Source organism: Paenibacillus phytorum, assembly GCF_013141715.1.
In the GTDB taxonomy this organism is placed as follows: domain Bacteria; phylum Bacillota; class Bacilli; order Paenibacillales; family NBRC-103111; genus Paenibacillus_E; species Paenibacillus_E phytorum.
In genome coordinates, this window is sequence record NZ_WHOA01000241.1 from 412,280 (window position 1) to 430,534 (window position 18,255).

18 protein-coding genes are annotated in these 18,255 nt (G+C 44.0%); all 18 read left to right on the forward strand.

The features are described from left to right. Positions 1 to 4: 4 nt before the first annotated feature. Positions 5 to 469 carry a ribosome maturation factor RimP gene (gene rimP / locus GC098_RS35145; protein ID WP_312880532.1) on the forward strand — a complete coding sequence of 155 codons (465 nt, stop codon included), beginning with the start codon at positions 5 to 7 and terminating at the stop codon, positions 467 to 469. Positions 470 to 505: 36 nt separating this feature from the next. Further along, positions 506 to 1,603 (forward strand): transcription termination factor NusA, encoded by a 1,098-nt coding sequence (gene nusA / locus GC098_RS35150; RefSeq protein WP_047672911.1) that lies wholly within the window; start codon positions 506 to 508, stop codon positions 1,601 to 1,603. Positions 1,604 to 1,632: 29 nt separating this feature from the next. Beyond that, a complete protein-coding gene (gene rnpM / locus GC098_RS35155) occupies positions 1,633 to 1,947 on the forward strand; it encodes an RNase P modulator RnpM (protein ID WP_029195245.1) in 315 nt (104 codons plus the stop codon). Further along, positions 1,937 to 2,266 carry a L7Ae/L30e/S12e/Gadd45 family ribosomal protein gene (locus GC098_RS35160; RefSeq protein WP_171648885.1) on the forward strand — a complete coding sequence of 110 codons (330 nt, stop codon included), beginning with the start codon at positions 1,937 to 1,939 and terminating at the stop codon, positions 2,264 to 2,266. The genes rnpM and GC098_RS35160 overlap by 11 nt, the downstream gene beginning before the upstream one ends. Further along, positions 2,256 to 5,189, forward strand: a complete 2,934-nt coding sequence (gene infB, locus GC098_RS35165; RefSeq protein WP_171648887.1) for a translation initiation factor IF-2 — start codon at positions 2,256 to 2,258, stop codon at positions 5,187 to 5,189. The genes GC098_RS35160 and infB overlap by 11 nt, the downstream gene beginning before the upstream one ends. A gap of 6 nt (positions 5,190 to 5,195) precedes the next feature. Beyond that, positions 5,196 to 5,555: a 30S ribosome-binding factor RbfA gene (gene rbfA, locus GC098_RS35170; protein WP_171648889.1), complete on the forward strand. Its 360-nt coding sequence runs from the start codon at positions 5,196 to 5,198 to the stop codon at positions 5,553 to 5,555. Beyond that, the gene (locus GC098_RS35175; RefSeq protein WP_246359129.1) at positions 5,552 to 6,553 is read left to right on the forward strand and encodes a DHH family phosphoesterase; all 1,002 of its coding nucleotides are present in this window, start codon (positions 5,552 to 5,554) and stop codon (positions 6,551 to 6,553) included. The genes rbfA and GC098_RS35175 overlap by 4 nt, the downstream gene beginning before the upstream one ends. After that, entirely contained in the window at positions 6,550 to 7,464 is a 915-nt protein-coding gene (gene truB / locus GC098_RS35180) for a tRNA pseudouridine(55) synthase TruB (protein ID WP_171648891.1), read from the forward strand. Before GC098_RS35175 ends, truB begins: the two co-directional genes overlap by 4 nt. Positions 7,465 to 7,543: 79 nt before the next feature. Next, the gene (locus GC098_RS35185) at positions 7,544 to 8,446 is read left to right on the forward strand and encodes a bifunctional riboflavin kinase/FAD synthetase (protein ID WP_246359141.1); all 903 of its coding nucleotides are present in this window, start codon (positions 7,544 to 7,546) and stop codon (positions 8,444 to 8,446) included. Positions 8,447 to 8,613: 167 nt separating this feature from the next. Next, the gene (gene rpsO, locus GC098_RS35190; protein ID WP_029195252.1) at positions 8,614 to 8,883 is read left to right on the forward strand and encodes a 30S ribosomal protein S15; all 270 of its coding nucleotides are present in this window, start codon (positions 8,614 to 8,616) and stop codon (positions 8,881 to 8,883) included. Between the two features lie 267 nt (positions 8,884 to 9,150). Further along, the gene (locus GC098_RS35195) at positions 9,151 to 11,253 is read left to right on the forward strand and encodes a polyribonucleotide nucleotidyltransferase (RefSeq protein ID WP_171648895.1); all 2,103 of its coding nucleotides are present in this window, start codon (positions 9,151 to 9,153) and stop codon (positions 11,251 to 11,253) included. A gap of 154 nt (positions 11,254 to 11,407) precedes the next feature. After that, positions 11,408 to 12,454 (forward strand): polysaccharide deacetylase family protein, encoded by a 1,047-nt coding sequence (locus GC098_RS35200; protein ID WP_246359130.1) that lies wholly within the window; start codon positions 11,408 to 11,410, stop codon positions 12,452 to 12,454. Between the two features lie 106 nt (positions 12,455 to 12,560). After that, positions 12,561 to 13,817, forward strand: coding sequence for a M16 family metallopeptidase (locus tag GC098_RS35205; RefSeq protein WP_171648897.1), 1,257 nt, complete (start codon positions 12,561 to 12,563; stop codon positions 13,815 to 13,817). Then, positions 13,804 to 14,259, forward strand: a complete 456-nt coding sequence (gene dut, locus GC098_RS35210; RefSeq protein ID WP_281367166.1) for a dUTP diphosphatase — start codon at positions 13,804 to 13,806, stop codon at positions 14,257 to 14,259. The genes GC098_RS35205 and dut overlap by 14 nt, the downstream gene beginning before the upstream one ends. Before the next feature lie 153 nt (positions 14,260 to 14,412). Beyond that, positions 14,413 to 15,312, forward strand: a complete 900-nt coding sequence (gene dpsA, locus GC098_RS35215) for a dipicolinate synthase subunit DpsA (protein WP_171648899.1) — start codon at positions 14,413 to 14,415, stop codon at positions 15,310 to 15,312. Then, positions 15,309 to 15,902, forward strand: coding sequence for a dipicolinate synthase subunit B (locus GC098_RS35220; protein ID WP_171648901.1), 594 nt, complete (start codon positions 15,309 to 15,311; stop codon positions 15,900 to 15,902). The genes dpsA and GC098_RS35220 overlap by 4 nt, the downstream gene beginning before the upstream one ends. 36 nt (positions 15,903 to 15,938) lie before the next feature. Then, the gene (locus tag GC098_RS35225) at positions 15,939 to 16,976 is read left to right on the forward strand and encodes an aspartate-semialdehyde dehydrogenase (RefSeq protein WP_171648903.1); all 1,038 of its coding nucleotides are present in this window, start codon (positions 15,939 to 15,941) and stop codon (positions 16,974 to 16,976) included. A gap of 51 nt (positions 16,977 to 17,027) precedes the next feature. Continuing rightward, entirely contained in the window at positions 17,028 to 18,245 is a 1,218-nt protein-coding gene (gene dapG, locus GC098_RS35230) for an aspartate kinase (RefSeq protein WP_171648905.1), read from the forward strand. The last annotated feature ends 10 nt before the right edge of the window (positions 18,246 to 18,255 follow it).

Sequence of the window (18,255 nt, forward strand, 5' to 3'; positions counted from 1 at the left end):
ATCTGTGGCTACACAAGCGCAAATCAAATCCGTCATTGAGGACATGCTGAAGGATTTCATTGAACAAAATGGATTTGAACTCGTGGATATTGAATATGTCAAAGAGGGCAGCAACTGGTTCCTTCGTGTCTATGCAGACAAGGAAGGCGGAATTGATATAGATGATTGCGGCCGCATCAGTGAATACTTAAGTGTTCAATTGGATGAAAAAGATCCCATCGCTGATGCCTATTTCTTGGAAGTATCTTCTCCAGGCGCGGAACGTCCGCTTAGGAAGACTCAAGATTATCACAAGGCTGTGAATAGTCATGTATTTGTTACCACCTATGAACCGATAGACGGTTCCAAGGAATTTGAAGGTTTGCTGCTTTCCTTTGACGAGGAAGATCTCGTTATTGAAATTGGCAAAAAGAAAATAATTATCCCGTTCGCTAAAGTAGCAAGTGCTCGTCTAGCTATCGTTTTTTAGTGACCGTTACTTATTGAAAGGGGGGACTCAGTTCAAATGAACACGGATTTTATCGAAGCGCTGTCGGAAATTGAACGTGAGAAGGGTATCTCAAAGGAGTTACTTATCGATGCGATTGAAGCAGCGATGATTTCAAGTTATAAACGTAATTTCAACACCGCACAGAACGTGCGAGTTGATATCAATCGCCATACTGGCCTCATCAAGGTATATGCCCGTAAAACCGTAACTGAGGAAGTATTAGATCCAAGATTGGAAATTTCACTTCACGCTTCTCGTGAAATTAATCCGAATTACCAATTGGAAGATATCGTTGAAATTGAAGTGACTCCTCGTGATTTCGGACGTATTGCTGCTCAAACTGCCAAACAAGTGGTGACTCAGCGTATTCGTGAAGCCGAGCGTGGCTTAATTTATAATGCTTTTATCGACAAGGAAGAAGATATCGTTACAGGTATCCTTCAACGCCAAGATCAACGTAACATTTATGTGGACTTGGGTAAAGTTGAGGCTGTGCTGCCTTTGACTGAATTGATGCCTACTGATAAGTTCAAACAGGGCGATCGGATTAAAGCGTATATCACGAAAGTGGAAAATACGACGAAAGGGCCGCAAATCATTTTATCAAGAACACATCCAGGACTGTTGAAGCGTCTTTTTGAACTGGAAGTGCCTGAAATCTTTGATGGTGTGGTCGAGATTCGTTCGGTTGCGCGTGAAGCCGGTTTCCGATCCAAAATTGCTGTTCATTCTCGCAACGCTGAAGTTGATCCAGTAGGATCCTGTGTAGGACCTAAAGGATTACGTGTTCAAACGATTGTAAGCGAACTGCGCGGCGAAAAAATAGACATCGTTCGTTGGATGGAAAGCGTGGAAGAATACGTCGCCAATGCGCTTAGCCCTTCCAAAGTGCTTGAAGTGCAAATTCATGAAAATGAAAAAATGGCGCGTGTCATTGTACCTGACTATCAGCTTTCTTTGGCTATTGGAATCAAAGGGCAAAATGCTCGTCTTGCAGCCAAATTGACAGGTTGGAAAATAGACATCAAAAGTGAAACACAAGCCGAACAAGAATATGGCAGAGTGAAAACTTATTCAGAAGAAATGCATCAAGATTCTGTGAGTGTCGATTAAGTTTTTGTTTGGAGCAAGGGGTGATCGGAATGAAGCAGAGAAAAATCCCTCTGAGAAAATGCGTGGCCTGCCAGGAAATGATGCCGAAGAGGGACTTGATCCGCATCGTCAAAACGCCTGAAGATGAAATTCTCATTGATCTTAAAGGGAAAAAGTCTGGGCGCGGTGCCTACCTGTGCGGTAAAGTTTCTTGTTTTAAATTGGCAAAGAAAAGTAAAGCCCTGGATAGAGCACTGAAGCATGCCGTCGGTGCCGATATTTATGACCAATTGGAGCAAGATTTCATTCGTGTTGAAGATGAGTTCCTCTCTTCTAAAGAGGAGGAGTCTGAGGATGAATCCTAAATTTCTATCCCAATTGGGCTTGGCGATGCGAGCAGGGAAGCTAGTTACCGGTGATGAAGGTGTGTTTAAAGCGATTCGCTCGGGAGAAGCCAAACTTGTCATTATGGCGGAGGATGCATCCGCTAATACACGTAAGAAATTTCAAGACAAATGCCAATTCTATGGGATTAAACTCATGGAAATAGGTACGAAGTATGAATTGGGCCGCAGCATTGGGAAAGAAATGCGTGTCACCATAGGTGTATTGGACGGAGGCTTCGCGCAGATGCTGCAGAAGAGTCAAGATAATCCTGCGGAGGTGAAACATATTGACCAATAAACAAGACAATAAAGATAAGACTCGCGTTTACGAATACGCAAAGCAACTCAATATGAGCAGCAAAGAAATTATAACCATCCTCAAACGTCTGAATATTCCCGTTAACAATCATATGAGTGTAATGGAAAATGACGCAGTGAGCAGTGTAGAAAAGTTTTTTCGTGATATTAAAGCCAATGCGGCTGCCAAACGAGCAGCTACGGACGGAGGAAATGTGAGTTCATCTACGACGAATCAGAATCCTGCAATGCAGGCTCCAGCACAAGAGAATAAAGGTGCAGCAACACCGGCTTCGAAGCCAGTTGCTTCAGAACCAACGAACAGCACAACTACAAATGGTGCTGTAACAGCGCCTCAAGGACAATCTACGCCTAATACGGCTAGTCGTCCAGCTCAGTCTGGGCGCGATCAACGCCCAAGTGGTCAAGGATCATCGCAAGGTGGGCAACGTCCAAACAGTCAAGGCCAAGGTGGACAACGTACAGGTTATCAAGGTTCCAATCCAGGCGGGCAGCGTCCTAGCGGCCAAGGTTCAAGCCAAGGTGGACAACGTACGGGCTATCAAGGTTCCAATCCAGGTGGACAGCGTCCAAGTGGTCAAGGCGGGGGCCAAGGTGGACAACGTACGGGTTATCAAGGTTCCAATCCAGGTGGACAGCGTCCAAGTGGTTCTACTGGCGGCTACAATAGCCAACGTCCTAGCGGCGGTCAAGGCTACAGCCAAGGCCAAGGCCAAGGCCAAGGCGGAGCTCCACGCAGCAATAGTAACTATGCAGGATCCCGTCCAAGTCAGGGGACTGGTGGACCAGGAGCTGGTGGTGGACAAAGCGCGAATAGCGGCCGTCCGCAAAATGCAGGACCGAACCGCAGTGCAGGTCCAAACCGTCAGTCTAAACCGTTTGATAACCGTAACAATAATCAAAGCGGAAGACCTGTCATTCAAGAAGCTAAGCCGCAGTTCCACGTAGGAGCAACAGCAGCTGAATTGGATGATGCAGCAGCTAAAGCGGGTGTTATTACAACTAAGAAATCTAAACCAACACCTAAGCGTTTTGATGATAACCGTTCCGGCGGAAATCGTGGGCCTGGTGGACAAAACAGAGGCAATCAACGCGGTAACAATAGAGGTAGATACCAACAGGAAACTGTTAAAAAAGAGAAAATTGACAATACACCTAAGAAAATCATCGTTCGTGGCAGTATGACCGTTGGAGAAACAGCGAAATTACTTCACAAAGATGCTTCTGAAGTTATTAAAAAGCTTTTGTTCTTGGGCACAATGGCAACAATCAACCAAGAGCTTGATTTGGAAGCTATTCAACTGATTGCATCCGAGTTTGGTGTTGAAGTTGAAATTAAGATTAAAGTTGAAGAAGACAATTTCGAGACTTTCGAAGAAATTGACGATGAGGCTGATCTGATTGAGCGTCCGCCAGTTGTTACGATCATGGGTCACGTCGATCATGGTAAAACGACTTTACTTGATGCTATTCGTAAAACAAGTGTAACCGAGGGTGAAGCAGGCGGTATTACACAGCACATCGGTGCTTATCAAGTTGAAGTTAACCAAAAGAAAATCACTTTCTTGGATACGCCTGGTCACGAAGCTTTTACAACCATGCGTGCCCGCGGTGCACAAGTAACCGATATTACAATTATCGTTGTTGCTGCTGATGACGGCGTAATGCCACAAACCGTTGAAGCTATTAACCATGCTAAAGCGGCAGGTGTTCCGATCATTGTAGCAGTTAACAAGATTGATAAAGAAGGCGCAAATCCAGATCAAATCAAGCAAGCACTTACTGCTTATGAATTGGTTCCAGAAGAGTGGGGCGGAGATACGATTTTCTGTGAAATTTCCGCGAAACAACGGATTGGACTTGAAAATCTGCTTGAGATGATTCTGCTTGTTGCGGAAGTTCAAGAGTATAAAGCTAATCCGAACAAACGTGCTAGAGCGACTGTAATTGAAGCCGAGTTGGATAAAGGTCGTGGTCCAGTTGCCAGAATCCTGATTCAACATGGTACATTGAAAGTCGGAGATAGCTTCGTAGCTGGTGTGTGCTTCGGCCGCGTAAGAGCGATGGTGAATGATAAAGGTAAACGTCTGAAAGAAGCGGGTCCTTCAACACCAGTTGAAATCACGGGTCTTACAGAAGTTCCGCAAGCTGGGGATCCATTCCTTGCTTATGAAGATGAGCGTAAAGCAAGAGACATTGCAGATCGTCGTTCCATTGCACTTCGACAATCCGAGATGACGGCGAATTCACGCGTCACGTTGGATGACCTCTTTAAACACATTAAAGACGGCGAGATCAAAGAGCTGAATGTAATCATCAAAGGTGACGTTCAAGGTTCTGTTGAAGCCCTGAAAAGCTCACTTGAGAAGATCGAAGTAGAAGGCGTTCGCGTTAAAATTCTTCACAACGGTGTTGGTGCTGTTACGGAGTCTGATATTATTCTGGCTTCTGCATCTAATGCGATTATTATCGGTTTCAATGTTCGTCCTGAACCTGCTGCGAAAGCAACAGCCGATCAAGAGAAAGTTGATATCCGTCTGCATAACATTATTTACAACGTAATTGAAGAAATCGAGCAAGCTATGAAGGGCATGCTGGATCCTATCTTTAAAGAAGTTGTACTTGGTCAAGCAGAAGTACGTAATGTGTTCAAAATAACGGGTTCAGGTACAATTGCTGGATGTATGATTATCTCAGGCAAGATTGCTCGTAACGCACAAACTCGCTTGATCCGCAGTGGTATTGTCGTGCACGAAGGTAAAATTGACTCCCTGAAACGATTCAAGGATGACCAAAAAGAAGTGGCACAAGGTTATGAATGTGGTATATCTCTTGAGCGTTATCATGATATTAAAGAGGGCGACATTATTGAAGCCTTCATCATGGAGTCCGTTGAGAGGTGATGACAAATGGCTAGAGTTCGTGTAGGTCGAGTTGGCGAACAAATCAAGAAAGAATTAAGCCAGATCGTTCAGTCCGAATTGAAAGATCCACGTATTGGTTTCTTAACCGTAACTGGTGTAGAAGTAACGAACGATTTGTCCTTAGCTCGCGTTTTTCTAAGCGTAATGGGGACAGAAGAAGAGAAAGCAGCAACACTTAAGGCGCTTTCTGTAGGTTCCGGATATATTCGTTCGGAATTAGGCAAACGAATTCGTTTACGTAAGATTCCGGAACTGCAATTTAAGTTCGATGCTTCTATTGATTATGGAAGTCACATCGATAACTTATTGCACAAGCTTAATCAGGAAGGAAATACAAGCGTATGAGCAGTGGAATGAACCATGCCACCGAATACAGCCAGCAGCTGGCAGCAGCAGCTACGTTTATCGAGCAGCATGATGATTTCCTGGTGGTATCTCACATCCAACCGGATGGGGATGCCGCCAGTTCTACGTATGCAACCGGTTGGATTCTAACACAACTGGGAAAATCCTTTACAATGATCAATGAGGGCACTATGCCCTCTAAATTTTCCTATTTATGGGGAAGTGATCAAGTTCTTGATTATGGCAAGGAAGTTCCAGAAAGACTTTATCAAACCATCATAAGTGTAGATTGTGCTGATTTCTCCAGAATGGGTAGGATCAGCACTCTTTTTGATGACCAAGCACGGCTGCTCAATGTTGATCATCATCCAACGAACGATAGATTTGGTTCGTGCCATTTGATTAAACATGATGCCGCTGCAACCGTTCAAATTTTGTATGATTTGGCTATACATATGAAGCTTGTACCAAATTTGGAGTTTGGTGATTGCATCTACACTGGCTTGCTGACAGACACAGGTGGTTTTCGGTACTCGAATACCTCGCCTGAGGTTTTGCAGATTGGAGCAACGCTGTTATCACTTGGTGTTCAGGGATCTGTCATAGCTGAGCAAGTGCTGGAAAGAGTCACTTATTCGCAAATCGTACTTCTGCAGAAAGCTTTATCAACACTTTCATTTGCCAATGATCGTAAATTAGCATGGCTTGCTGTTTCTCTAGCTGATTTAGAGTTAACTGGTGCCTCGAGCGACGATCTGGATGGGCTTGTCAACTATCCGCGTAATGTGGAAGGTGTGGAAGTGGGCATGCTATTTAAAGAGAAAGCAGTCGGTGTAATTAAAGTGAGTCTCCGCTCATCAGGACTTGTTGACGTTGCTGCGATTGCGCAATCACTTGGCGGTGGCGGCCATGTTCGTGCATCAGGCTGTACAATCCAAGGTACGCTTGAGGAAGCAGTAGCCAAAATGGTTCAGGAAGTAGGGAACGAACTCATATGACGTTAGAAGGCATTTTGCCTGTATGGAAACCAGCGGGCTTCACTTCTCATGATGTTGTAGCCAAAGTTAGAGGTATCCTTGGGATCAAACGCATCGGCCACACGGGAACGCTTGACCCGCAAGTAACTGGGGTTTTGCCATTATGTATAGGTAGAGCTACTCGAATGGTTGAGTACATTCAGGAGCTGCCTAAGGAATATGAAGCTGAGCTCCGAATTGGTCTTTCTACCGATACGGAGGATATGACGGGTACTGTGTTGGAAGAAGTTCCAGATGTGACTTTGGATGAAATAAGAGTCCGTCAGGTTCTTCATTCATTTGTCGGAGAAATCGAACAGGTTCCACCGATGTTCTCAGCAGTGAAGATTGATGGGAAACGACTCTATGAATTAGCCCGTGAAGGCAAAGAAGTAGAGCGTAAGTCACGTAAAGTGACGATTCATAAGCTAGACATTCTTCATATAGACCTTGAGCAAAAGCATCCAGAGATTCAATTTCGTGCTTCTTGCTCCAAAGGAACCTATATAAGAACCTTGTGTGTGGATATCGGCAAGGCTCTCGGATATCCGGCGGTGATGAAAAGTCTAATTCGTACATCGACGGGCAGTATTCGCCAAGAGCAGTGCTTAACATTTGAACAGATTGAACAAATGAAGGTTCAAGGATTACTGCAGGCGCATATGATTCCTATGGATCAGGCGATTTCACATATCCCATTCATTGAACTATCTGCCGGGGAAGCTGTACATGCACTACAGGGGAAGAAAATAGCTATGACTGCGAATCGGACGGCTCATGCAGATGCATCACAAACCATTTTCAGGGCTTATTCGCCTGATGAACGGTTTCTTGGTTTGTATGAATGGAACAACGCTAGCCAAGTCTTGATCCCAGCCAAAGTTTTCCTCTAATTATAACGTCACGGGACAGGTTGAAATGGGTAGGTGAAATGAACTTATGCGCATAATACCAATATCATATCCCATTAATATGGATGATTTGGACCTAATAGTAGGAGAGCAAGTGGTGGCAATTGGTGATTTCGATGGTGTACATTTGGGGCATCAGGAAGTCATCGGACGAGCCCTTCGCACAGCTAAGAATCTTGGGCTGAAGGCGGCTATTATGACCTTTCACCCACATCCTAGAGCAGTAATGGGTCAAGATAGATATACGGATCTTATAACTCCGATGAGTAAGAAAATGAAGATGTTTGAATCACTGGGTGTGAATCATACCTACGTTGTTACTTTTGATGCCTCTTTAATGCGGTTATCCCCGGAACATTTCGTGGATCAAGTATTGGATCGACTTGGTGTTGAAAGTGTCATTTGTGGTTTTGATTTTACGTTTGGTTTTCAAGGTAAAGGTACCCCGGATTCGCTTTGTGAGTTGAGTCATGGGAAATTTTCTGTAGAAGTGGTGAGACCCTTTCATATGGATGGCGAAAAAGTTAGCAGTACACTCATTCGTGAATCATTACAGCAAGGGGACATAGACACAGTTACCAGACTTCTTGGGCGTCCCTATAGTATAAGCGGCATCGTTGTGGATGGAGAGAAGCGTGGGAGAACACTTGGCTTTCCTACTGCTAATATTCAACTGGATGAGTCTTACGTCATCCCTACCAATGGTGTGTATGCGATTAAAGCCTCTGTTAAAGGGGAAACCTATAAAGGGGTTATGAATATTGGTGTAAAGCCTACCTTCACAACCGGAGAATTGAAGCCCTCATTCGAAGCTCATTTATTTGATTTCTCCGAACAAATTTACGGCGAGCATATGAATGTTGAGCTTATAGCTTTCCTTCGACCAGAGCGGAAATTCTCATCTCTAGACGATTTGGTTACTCAAATTAAAATTGATGTCGAAATGGCTAAGAACAAATTATAACGTTGCAGTTGAAACAAGCATTTACTTTTACTGTGCGATTATGATATACTGAATAACGTTGCCAAAAGGATCTATACCTTCTGGCATGAACCTTAGCTTGGACATGCGCTATCATCGGCGATTTCTAGGCTAGCGGGGATACAATAGAATTTAGGAGATGAACAATCATGGCATTAACTCAAGAGCGTAAAACACAACTGATTCAAACTCACAAGGTACATGATACCGATACGGGTTCACCTGAGGTACAAGTAGCAATCCTTACAGAAAACATTGTCAACCTGACAAATCATCTGCGGACTCACAAGAAAGATCATCACTCCCGCCGTGGTTTGCTCAAAATGGTTGGTCAACGCCGTAAGCTGCTAGCATACGTGAAGAACAAAGATGTGAGCCGTTACAGTGCTTTGATCGAAAAGCTTGGTTTGCGTCGATAAAACCGACAATGAGAAGCAACCTGTTGCTCCTTTGCTGGGCTTGATAAAGCTTTGGCGAAGAAAAGCAACGAGGTTGCTTTTTCTTGTATTTTTAAAACGGAAAAAGAAGGAAATACTAGACATTACGCAGAAATAGTGGATGACTCCAGCGTTAGGCAATTTTTGAGTACATACGGAGCATAATATTAAAGGGTTCTGAACCTTACTTTCTGTGCATGTTTATCAAACACATATGAATTGAATAGAACAATTCCTTAGGAGGATGTTATGGAGAAAAGAGTACAAATGGAACTTGGCGGAAAACCGTTCATTCTTGAAACGGGAAGACTGGCCAAACAAGCCAATGCAGCTGTAACTGTACGTTATGGCGATACGGTTGTGCTGAGTACAGTAACAGCTTCAAGCGGACCGAAAGATCTGGATTTCTTTCCGTTAACGGTTAATTATGAAGAAAGATTATATTCCGTTGGTAAAATTCCAGGTGGTTTTATTAAACGTGAAGGACGTCCCAGTGAGAAAGCAATCCTAGCGAGCCGTTTAACGGATCGTCCGATTCGCCCTCTTTTCCCTGAAGGCTTCCGGAATGACGTGCAAATCGTTTCTATCGTAATGAGCGTAGACCAAGAGTGTCCGCCAGAAATGGCAGCAATGATTGGTACTTCTGCTGCACTAGCAATCTCTGACGTTCCTTTCAATGGGCCTGTTGGTGGCGTGATTGTTGGACGAGTAGATGGGCAATTCGTTATTAATCCGACGGGTGAGACAGCAGAGAAAAGTGATCTTCACTTGACAGTTGCCGGCACCAAAGATGCGATAATGATGGTAGAAGCAGGTGCGAATGAAGTTTCAGAGGAAGTTGTACTCGAAGCTATCATGTTTGGTCACGATGAAATCCGTAAGATTGTTGCGGTGATTGAAGAATTAGTTGAGCAAGCAGGTAAACCGAAAATGGAGGTCAAACTTCATACGGTTGATGCCGAGGTAAATAGTGCTGTTCGTGAATTTGCTCAAGCTAGACTAGTTGATGCGATTAAAATTCCTGAGAAGCATGCTAGACAAGAAGCAATCGATGTTGTGAATGCCGAAGCTGTGGAACATTTTACAGCCTTGTATGCAGAAACTCCTGGCTTACTAGGTGATGTGAAAGAAACGCTTTATGATATCGTTAAAGAAGAAGTACGTCGTTTGATCACACATGATAAAGTGAGACCAGATGGACGTAAACCAGAAGAAATTCGTCCAATTGATTGTGATATTGATTTGTTACCGCGTACTCACGGTTCAGGCTTGTTCACACGTGGACAAACACAAGCACTTAGTATCTGTACATTAGGCGCATTAGGCGATGTTCAAATATTGGATGGCTTGGACCTTACAGAAACCAAACGTTTCATGCATCACTATAATTTTCCTCCGTTTTCCGTTGGGGAAGCAAGACCGCTTCGTCCACCGGGTCGTCGTGAAATCGGGCATGGTGCATTAGGAGAGAGAGCTCTTGAGCCGATCATCCCTAATGAAGTTGAATTCCCTTACACAATTCGTCTTGTATCTGAAGTATTAGAATCGAACGGTTCTACATCCCAAGCTAGTATTTGTGCAAGCACACTTGCTCTTATGGATGCTGGTGTTCCAATTAAAGCTCCGGTTGCTGGTATTGCAATGGGTCTGATCAAAGACGGAGATCATTTCTCCATTTTATCCGATATTCAGGGTATGGAAGATCATCTTGGCGATATGGACTTTAAAGTTGCGGGAACGTCTGAAGGTATTACAGCCCTGCAGATGGATATCAAGATCGATGGGATTGATCGCAGCATCCTGCAGCAATCTTTGCAGCAAGCCAAAGAAGGTCGTTTGCACATTTTAGGTAAAATGGTATCTCGTATTTCTGAGCCTAAGAAGACTCTTTCCAAATACGCGCCTAAAATTCTTACAATGAACATCAACCCGGACAAAATCCGTGATGTCATTGGTGCCGGTGGTAAAATCATCAATAAAATTATTGAAGAAACTGGCGTGAAAATTGATATCGAACAAGATGGCCGTGTATTCATCGCATCATCCAACCAAGAGATGAACGAAAAAGCACGTTCTATTATCGAAGGCATCGTACGCGAGGTTATTGTGGGTGAAACTTACCTGGGTACCGTAAAACGCGTTGAGAAATTCGGAGCATTCGTAGAAATTTTGCCTGGTAAAGAAGGTTTAGTTCATATTTCACAAATCTCCACAGAGCGTGTAGCGAAAGTGGAAGACGTAGTGAACATTGGCGATCAAATCACCGTCAAAGTAACCGAAATTGACCAACAAGGAAGAGTTAATCTTTCTCGCAAAGCGACATTAACTTCGCAAGTCCCGGCTCAGACCTAAGCCGCGTGACTTGTGAAGTCCCTTTTAAATAGTTTTGGATAAAGAGTCAGATCAATCTGTCTCTTTTTTGCTATTTAGACATACTTGGACATGCCTCGTTCTACTCTTGTCCTTTCCTGCATAAAATCAGGAAATAAGGAAGGGGGATCTGTGTATGCTCCACAAAAAATGGCTTCTTCTTGGAAGTTTTTTTGCTATGGTTTTGCTTACATTGGATGCAATCCCTGGCGTAGGAACTTACATCAATGCAGTTAAGAATAATCAAATTCTAGCAGATACTAATTTGAGGGATGAAGAAGCACTCCCTGTCTTTGCCTCTACCACTTTAAATTCAATTGAACAAAAGAAGTCAAAGCAAAACATTTTACTAGAAACGATCATGAAAGAAGCTGAAAAACGAAAGATTCCCCCCATTAATGCTAAAATTGATCCCGTTTGGAAAGCTATTCCCGGTTACAATGGATTAGAAGTCGATATTGAGGAGACGCTCAAGCTAGCAGAGCATCACTTAACGCCGAATAAAATCAATTATGTAATGAAAGAAGTTCAACCTAGTATTCAATTAAACGATCTCGGTCCGAATCCGATATATAAAGGGAATCCCAAGAAGCCAATGGTTTCTTTCATGATCAATGTTGCTTGGGGTAATGAGTATTTGCCTAGTATGTTAGACACTCTCCGCAAAGAAAATGTACATGCGACTTTCTTTCTGGATGGCTCGTGGTTGAAGAAGAACTTAGAAATGGCAAAAAAGATCCAAACCGAAGGGCATGAATTATCTAATCACGCTTATTCGCACAAGGATATGAGAAGTATAACGCGCAGTAAAGCTGTTGAGGAAATTTCTAAAACAGAGGATCTGTTGAAGCAGCAGCTTGGTGTAAAGAACATGCTGTTTGCGCCTCCTTCGGGTTATTTTAACCAAGAAACGGTTCAAGTAGCATCGGAGTTCAGTCTGCAAACTGTACTTTGGACTTTCGATACGGTGGATTGGAAAAATCCAGGGTCTGATCGAATCCTTCAACGGTTATCGACAAGTGTCGAGCCTGGATCACTTATTTTGATGCATCCAACGACCTCATCCAAGGAAGCACTGCAAGGTATGATTAGTATCATTAAAAATAAAGGGCTGACGATTGGCACCGTATCTGAGCTTTTATCCTCTAAACGTGTTGCTGAAGCAGGTCAAATCGCGAATTAATCGATGAATCAGCTGCAAAGTTGAGTCGTTGGCACATTTTTGTTAGACTGAGTAAGTATAATTGGGGAAAAGGACTTTAGGTGCTACAATTCGAGGAGGAACCTTGGTGATCAAATATCGCTTACATAATGGCTTGAGAGTCGTCATGGAACAAATTCCTACGTTTCGATCGGTTACGTTCGGGATATGGGTGAAGACGGGCTCGCGTAATGAGTCTCAAGATAATAACGGCATTTCGCATTTTATTGAACACATGTTGTTCAAGGGGACAGAGCGCCATACAGCCAAAGATATCGCGGAGATATTTGATGGAATCGGAGGAAATGTGAATGCATTCACTTCCAAAGAGTACACATGCTATTATGCAAAGGTTCTTGATGATCATTTGCCTCTTGCCATGGATATGCTTTCGGACATGTTTTTCCATTCTGCATTTGATGAGAGTGAGTTAGAAAAAGAGAAGAACGTCATTTATGAAGAGATCTCTATGTATGAAGATACACCGGACGATCTGGTTCATGATTTATTGGCCAAAGCTTCTTATGGCTCACATCCGCTGGGGTATACGATCCTCGGAACCCAGGACAATTTATCGAAAATGAAATCCGAAGATCTGCGTAACTATATGAAGCAATATTATAATACCGAAAATACGGTTCTTAGTATTGCTGGCAATATTGATGATAGCGTGCGCGAGCTTATTGAGAAGCATTTCGGTGAATTCGCTCAAACGGGCGTGGAAACAAGTTATGACGCGCCGGATTTCCTTGGAGAACTGATTTTCCATGCGAAAAAAACGGAGCAAAATCACATCTGTCTATCGCTTCCAGGTCTTTCGCTTCAAGAAGAGAATCTATATCCGATGGTACTGCTCAATAATGCCATTGGCGGTGGAATGAGTTCTAGATTGTTCCAAGAGATTCGTGAGAAACGCGGTCTCGCTTATTCCGTATATTCGTACCATTCTTCGCATATCGACAGCGGCATGTTCACGATTTATACTGGCACAGCGCCGAAGCAGACGGAAGAAGTGCTCAAAGTGACTATGGAGCTGCTGCATGATATAGCGGTGAATGGAATGACGGATTCTGAACTAAAGAAAGGAAAAGAGCAGCTGAAAGGCAGCTTGATCCTCAGTTTGGAGAGTACCAGCAGCCGTATGAACCGATTCGGGAAAAATGAGCTGATGACTGGTAAGCATTACAGTCTCGACGAAATGATCGAGCGAATTGAAAGCGTTCAGATGGAGAACATTCGTCAATTGACGAAAACGCTATTCGGGGCACCTTTTGCTCTATCTATGGTAGGAAATTCGGATGATGTAATTAACGGCTTCAGGAGGGATCAGCTTGTCTCTCTATAACTTTGATGTTCAAATAAAACGGGTATCCGGACAGGAAGATATCCTTATGCCTCAGAAAATGTCCGCCGGTGCCAGCGGCTTCGACCTTCATGCTGCTGTGAGCGAGCCGATAGTGCTAGGTCCGGGTGAGCGTCAACTGATCCCGACAGGCTTTGCGCTCAGTATGCCGCCTGAGCTTGAAGCTCAGATCCGGCCGAGAAGCGGGCTTGCCTACAAGCATGGCATCACAACACTGAACTCACCGGGAACGATTGATGCCGACTACCGCGGGGAAGTGAAAGTGCTGCTGATTAACCATGGGCAGGAACCGTTCACCATTCAGCGGAATGAGCGAATTGCACAGATGGTTTTCCAACTTGTGCCGCAGATCCAGCTCAATGAGGTTTCGGAATTAACGGAGACGGAGCGAGGATCAGGCGGTTTCGGCCATACTGGACGGTAACAGCTCTACTACATACGTAAGCATATATGCCAGAACCCCTTCTAATTGAAGGGGTTCTTTTTGTATTCCAAGGAACTGAGCACGGAAAGTCACCCATCCTTAGGCGAACGCATACTATAACGTATCGAAACGGACCGAGAAAGGGGTGTAAGAATGCTCACTGGGATTTCGGTTGCTATTATGGGTGGAGACGCCCGGCAGCTTGAAGTAATTCAGAAATTTACTGAACTTGATGCTACGGTGACATTAATCGGCTTTGACAATTTAGGGAGGCAATTTAGCGGTGTTTCAAATGCTAAACTCGATCCCGTGCTGTTTCAAACCGTAGATGTACTTATTTTACCTGCAGTAGGTACGGATGATTCGGGACAAGTGGAATCTATATTCTCGAGTGAAGAGATGAGACTGACAGATGATCTTATGTCTTCACTGCCAAAGCATGCAAAAGTGTATACAGGAATGGCCAAAAGCTTTCTAAAAAAGCTTTGTGCGGCACATGGGATTGAGGTAGTGGAGTTATTCGAGCGTGATGATATAGCGATTTATAACTCCATTCCGACAGCTGAGGGAGCGCTAATGATGGCGATCCAGAACACCGATATTACCATCCATGGTTCAGTTAGTATGGTTTTAGGTTTTGGTCGTACAGGTTTTACAATGGCCAAAACGTTGCAGGGATTAGGGGCAACCGTGAAGGTTGGCGTGAGGAAACCGGAGCATTTTGCAAGGGCGTGGGAGATGGGTTTTCAGCCTTTTTATACAAAGGACCTGTACCCGGAAGTGGGGAATATTGACTTGCTTTTTAATACAATTCCGACTATGATAGTCACAGCGCAAGTTATTACTAATATCCCACATCGCGCGCTCATCATCGATTTGGCTTCTAAACCCGGCGGAACGGACTTCCGATTTGCCGAGAAAAGAGGCATCAAAGCGATGCTAGCGCCCGGTTTACCTGGCATCGTCGCCCCCAAAACAGCTGGCCGCATCATGGCAAACACACTTAGTCAGCTGATCGTGGAAGACTTCAAAGACAGGAGCGATGTGGAATGAATTGGCAAGGGAAAACAGTCGGATATGCTTTAACTGGTTCTCACTGTACGTTGGAAGAAGTCATGCCGCAGATTAAGAGATTTGTAGATGCAGGTGCACGTGTCATTCCGATTGTATCGAATACAGTCATGACTACCGACACACGTTTTGGCAAATCAGATGATTGGCAGCAACAGATAAAGGATATAACAGGGAACGAAATTATATCTACTATTGTAGCTGCAGAGCCTCTAGGTCCATCCAAGTTGCTTGATGTGATGGTTATTGCGCCATGCACAGGGAACACGACTAGCAAGCTAGCAAACGCGATGACAGAGAGTCCAGTACTTATGGCTGCAAAAGCACAAATGAGAAATTTGCGGCCGCTAGTTTTAGCGATTTCGACCAATGATGGGCTGGGTTTGAACGCGATGAATATCGCAAAGCTTCTCATTACCAAAAACATTTATTTTGTGCCCTATGGTCAAGATGCACCTGGAGCGAAGCCAAATTCGTTGGTAGCTCGGATGGACTTGATTATGGAAGCCTGTGAAGCTGCTCTTGAAGGTAAGCAATTGCAGCCCATGATTATTGAGAGATTTCTATACTAATTCATATATAACTACTTGAAGGGGAGAGTCCAGCTCATGTCGAACCAGAAGCTTTTTAACGTTGCAGTCGTAGGCGCTACAGGCGCAGTAGGAGAACAAATAATCCGTCTATTGGAAGAACGGAATTTCCCCATCAAGGAATTGAAATTACTCTCTTCCGCTCGTTCAGCGGGCGTAAAGCTTTCTTTCAAAGGTCAAGAAGTAATCGTTCAAGAAGCGACACCAGAAAGCTTCGAAGGCGTTGATATTGCTTTATTTAGTGCTGGAGGCGATGTTACGAAGGCATTAGCTCCTCACGCGGTTAAGGCGGGTACGATCTGTATCGATAATACGAGTGCATACCGCATGGATCCTGAAACACCACTTGTGGTGCCTGAGGTAAATGTTGAGAAAATTAACGAGCACAAAGGCATTATTGCCAATCCGAATTGTTCTACGATCCAAATGGTAGCTGCACTTAAGCCACTATATGACCGTTATGGGATTTCCCGTATCATCGTGTCAACGTACCAAGCTGTTTCTGGAGCTGGTGCTAAAGCGATTAACGAAATGTTGAGACAATCGAAAGAAGTGCTTGAAGGAAATGATGCGAATCCGGATATTTTGCCGGTTGGTTCTTTGCCAGTGAAACATCAGATCGCCTTCAATGCGATTCCGCAAATCGATAAGTTCCTCGATAACGGTTTTACGAATGAAGAAATGAAAATGATTCTTGAAACGAAAAAAATAATGGGTGATGAGTCCATTGAAGTTACAGCTACATGTGTCCGTATTCCGGTTGTTTATGGTCATTCTGAGTCTGTCTATGTTGAATTAAAAGCAGATTTCGACGTAGAAGAAGTGAAGACGTTACTTGCAAATGCCCCTGGTATTGTTCTTGTTGACAATCCGGCTGAGCAGCAATACCCCCTTGCTACAGATGCAGCGGGTAAACTGGAAACTTTCGTTGGTCGTGTACGCCGTGATTTGAGCAATCCAAAAGCGCTAAATATGTGGATTGTTTCTGACAACTTGCTAAAAGGCGCTGCATGGAATGCTGTACAAATTGCTGAATATATTGCTATAGAACAATAATCAGCAACAATGACTGCGATTATTATCGTGCAGTGAATATGGGGGAAACTCATGCGAATCCTTGTACAAAAATTTGGAGGCACTTCGCTTTCCACCGCTCATGCCAGAGAACACGTTATTGGACACATTCAAGACGCACTTATCAATCATTATAAATTGGTTGTTGTTGTATCCGCGATGGGAAGAAAAGGAGAACCTTATGCGACTGACACGCTCTTAGACCTCGTTCGAAAGAACGGGGAGGGGCTGCCAGCTCGGGAACTCGATATGTTAATGGGCTGCGGAGAGTTAATTTCTGCGGTACATTTGTGCAGCTTATTACAAGCAACAGGTATTCGTTCTACGGTTTTGACAGGTGGGCAAGCTGGTATTCTTACGAATGATGTTCACGGTAATGCCCAGATAGTAGCTATGCAGCCTAACAGGATCCTTGAATTGCTGGAACAAGATATGGTAGTCATTGTTACCGGATTTCAAGGTAAAACAAGTCAAGACGAACTAACAACATTAGGGCGCGGTGGTAGTGATACATCGGCTACTGCTCTTGGGGCTGCCCTTAAAGCAGAAATTGTAGATATTTTCACGGATGTCAACGGAATATTGACAGCGGATCCACGGATCGTTGAGGATGCTAAACCGCTAGTTCGCGTAAGCTTCGCTGAAATCTGCAATATGGCACATAATGGTGCTAAGGTTATACATCCACGCGCGGTAGAAGTAGCCATGCAGGCTAATATTCCGATTCGCGTGCGATCTACGTTTTCCAAAGAAGAAGGAACGTTGGTTACAGCTTCAGACAGTATCCCTACGGATATGAGTCAAGTGAGGGATCGATTCGTTACGGGAATTGCCCATTTTACGAACATTACTCAAATTCATGTTGCTGCGGTTGACGGTCAATTCGATCTTCAGCTTCGTGTATTTAAAACGATGGCGCTACATCAGATTAGTGTTGATTTTATAAACGTCAATCCATCGGGAGTCGTTTATACGGTGTTCGATCATGAAGCGGAACGCGCTCTAAAATTGCTCAGAGGTCAAGGCTATGATCCTAAAGCCGTGAGCGGATGTGCGAAAGTTTCGGTGATCGGTGGAGGTATGAACGGAGTACCAGGTATTATGGCGCAAATTGTTGAGGCATTAACGGTGGAGGACATACGTATCCTTCAATCAGCCGATTCAAATACAACGATTTGGGTGCTTGTCCATGGTGTTGATATGATTAAATCTGTTAGGGCACTACATCATAAATTCAATTTATTTAAGTGAAAATGTGAGA

What these genes read in the sequence shown, in the direction of transcription:
- GC098_RS35200 (WP_246359130.1), top strand. Translation starts at nt 11,408, where the DNA reads ATGCTCCACAAAAAATGGCTTCTTCTTGGAAGTTTTTTTGCTATGGTT.
- GC098_RS35185 (WP_246359141.1), top strand. Translation starts at nt 7,544, where the DNA reads ATGGATGATTTGGACCTAATAGTAGGAGAGCAAGTGGTGGCAATTGGT.
- GC098_RS35225 (WP_171648903.1), top strand. Translation starts at nt 15,939, where the DNA reads ATGTCGAACCAGAAGCTTTTTAACGTTGCAGTCGTAGGCGCTACAGGC.
- dpsA (WP_171648899.1), top strand. Translation starts at nt 14,413, where the DNA reads ATGCTCACTGGGATTTCGGTTGCTATTATGGGTGGAGACGCCCGGCAG.
- rpsO (WP_029195252.1), top strand. Translation starts at nt 8,614, where the DNA reads ATGGCATTAACTCAAGAGCGTAAAACACAACTGATTCAAACTCACAAG.
- dapG (WP_171648905.1), top strand. Translation starts at nt 17,028, where the DNA reads ATGCGAATCCTTGTACAAAAATTTGGAGGCACTTCGCTTTCCACCGCT.
- GC098_RS35160 (WP_171648885.1), top strand. Translation starts at nt 1,937, where the DNA reads ATGAATCCTAAATTTCTATCCCAATTGGGCTTGGCGATGCGAGCAGGG.
- GC098_RS35175 (WP_246359129.1), top strand. Translation starts at nt 5,552, where the DNA reads ATGAGCAGTGGAATGAACCATGCCACCGAATACAGCCAGCAGCTGGCA.
- rnpM (WP_029195245.1), top strand. Translation starts at nt 1,633, where the DNA reads ATGAAGCAGAGAAAAATCCCTCTGAGAAAATGCGTGGCCTGCCAGGAA.
- GC098_RS35220 (WP_171648901.1), top strand. Translation starts at nt 15,309, where the DNA reads ATGAATTGGCAAGGGAAAACAGTCGGATATGCTTTAACTGGTTCTCAC.
- rbfA (WP_171648889.1), top strand. Translation starts at nt 5,196, where the DNA reads ATGGCTAGAGTTCGTGTAGGTCGAGTTGGCGAACAAATCAAGAAAGAA.
- GC098_RS35195 (WP_171648895.1), top strand. Translation starts at nt 9,151, where the DNA reads ATGGAGAAAAGAGTACAAATGGAACTTGGCGGAAAACCGTTCATTCTT.
- nusA (WP_047672911.1), top strand. Translation starts at nt 506, where the DNA reads ATGAACACGGATTTTATCGAAGCGCTGTCGGAAATTGAACGTGAGAAG.
- truB (WP_171648891.1), top strand. Translation starts at nt 6,550, where the DNA reads ATGACGTTAGAAGGCATTTTGCCTGTATGGAAACCAGCGGGCTTCACT.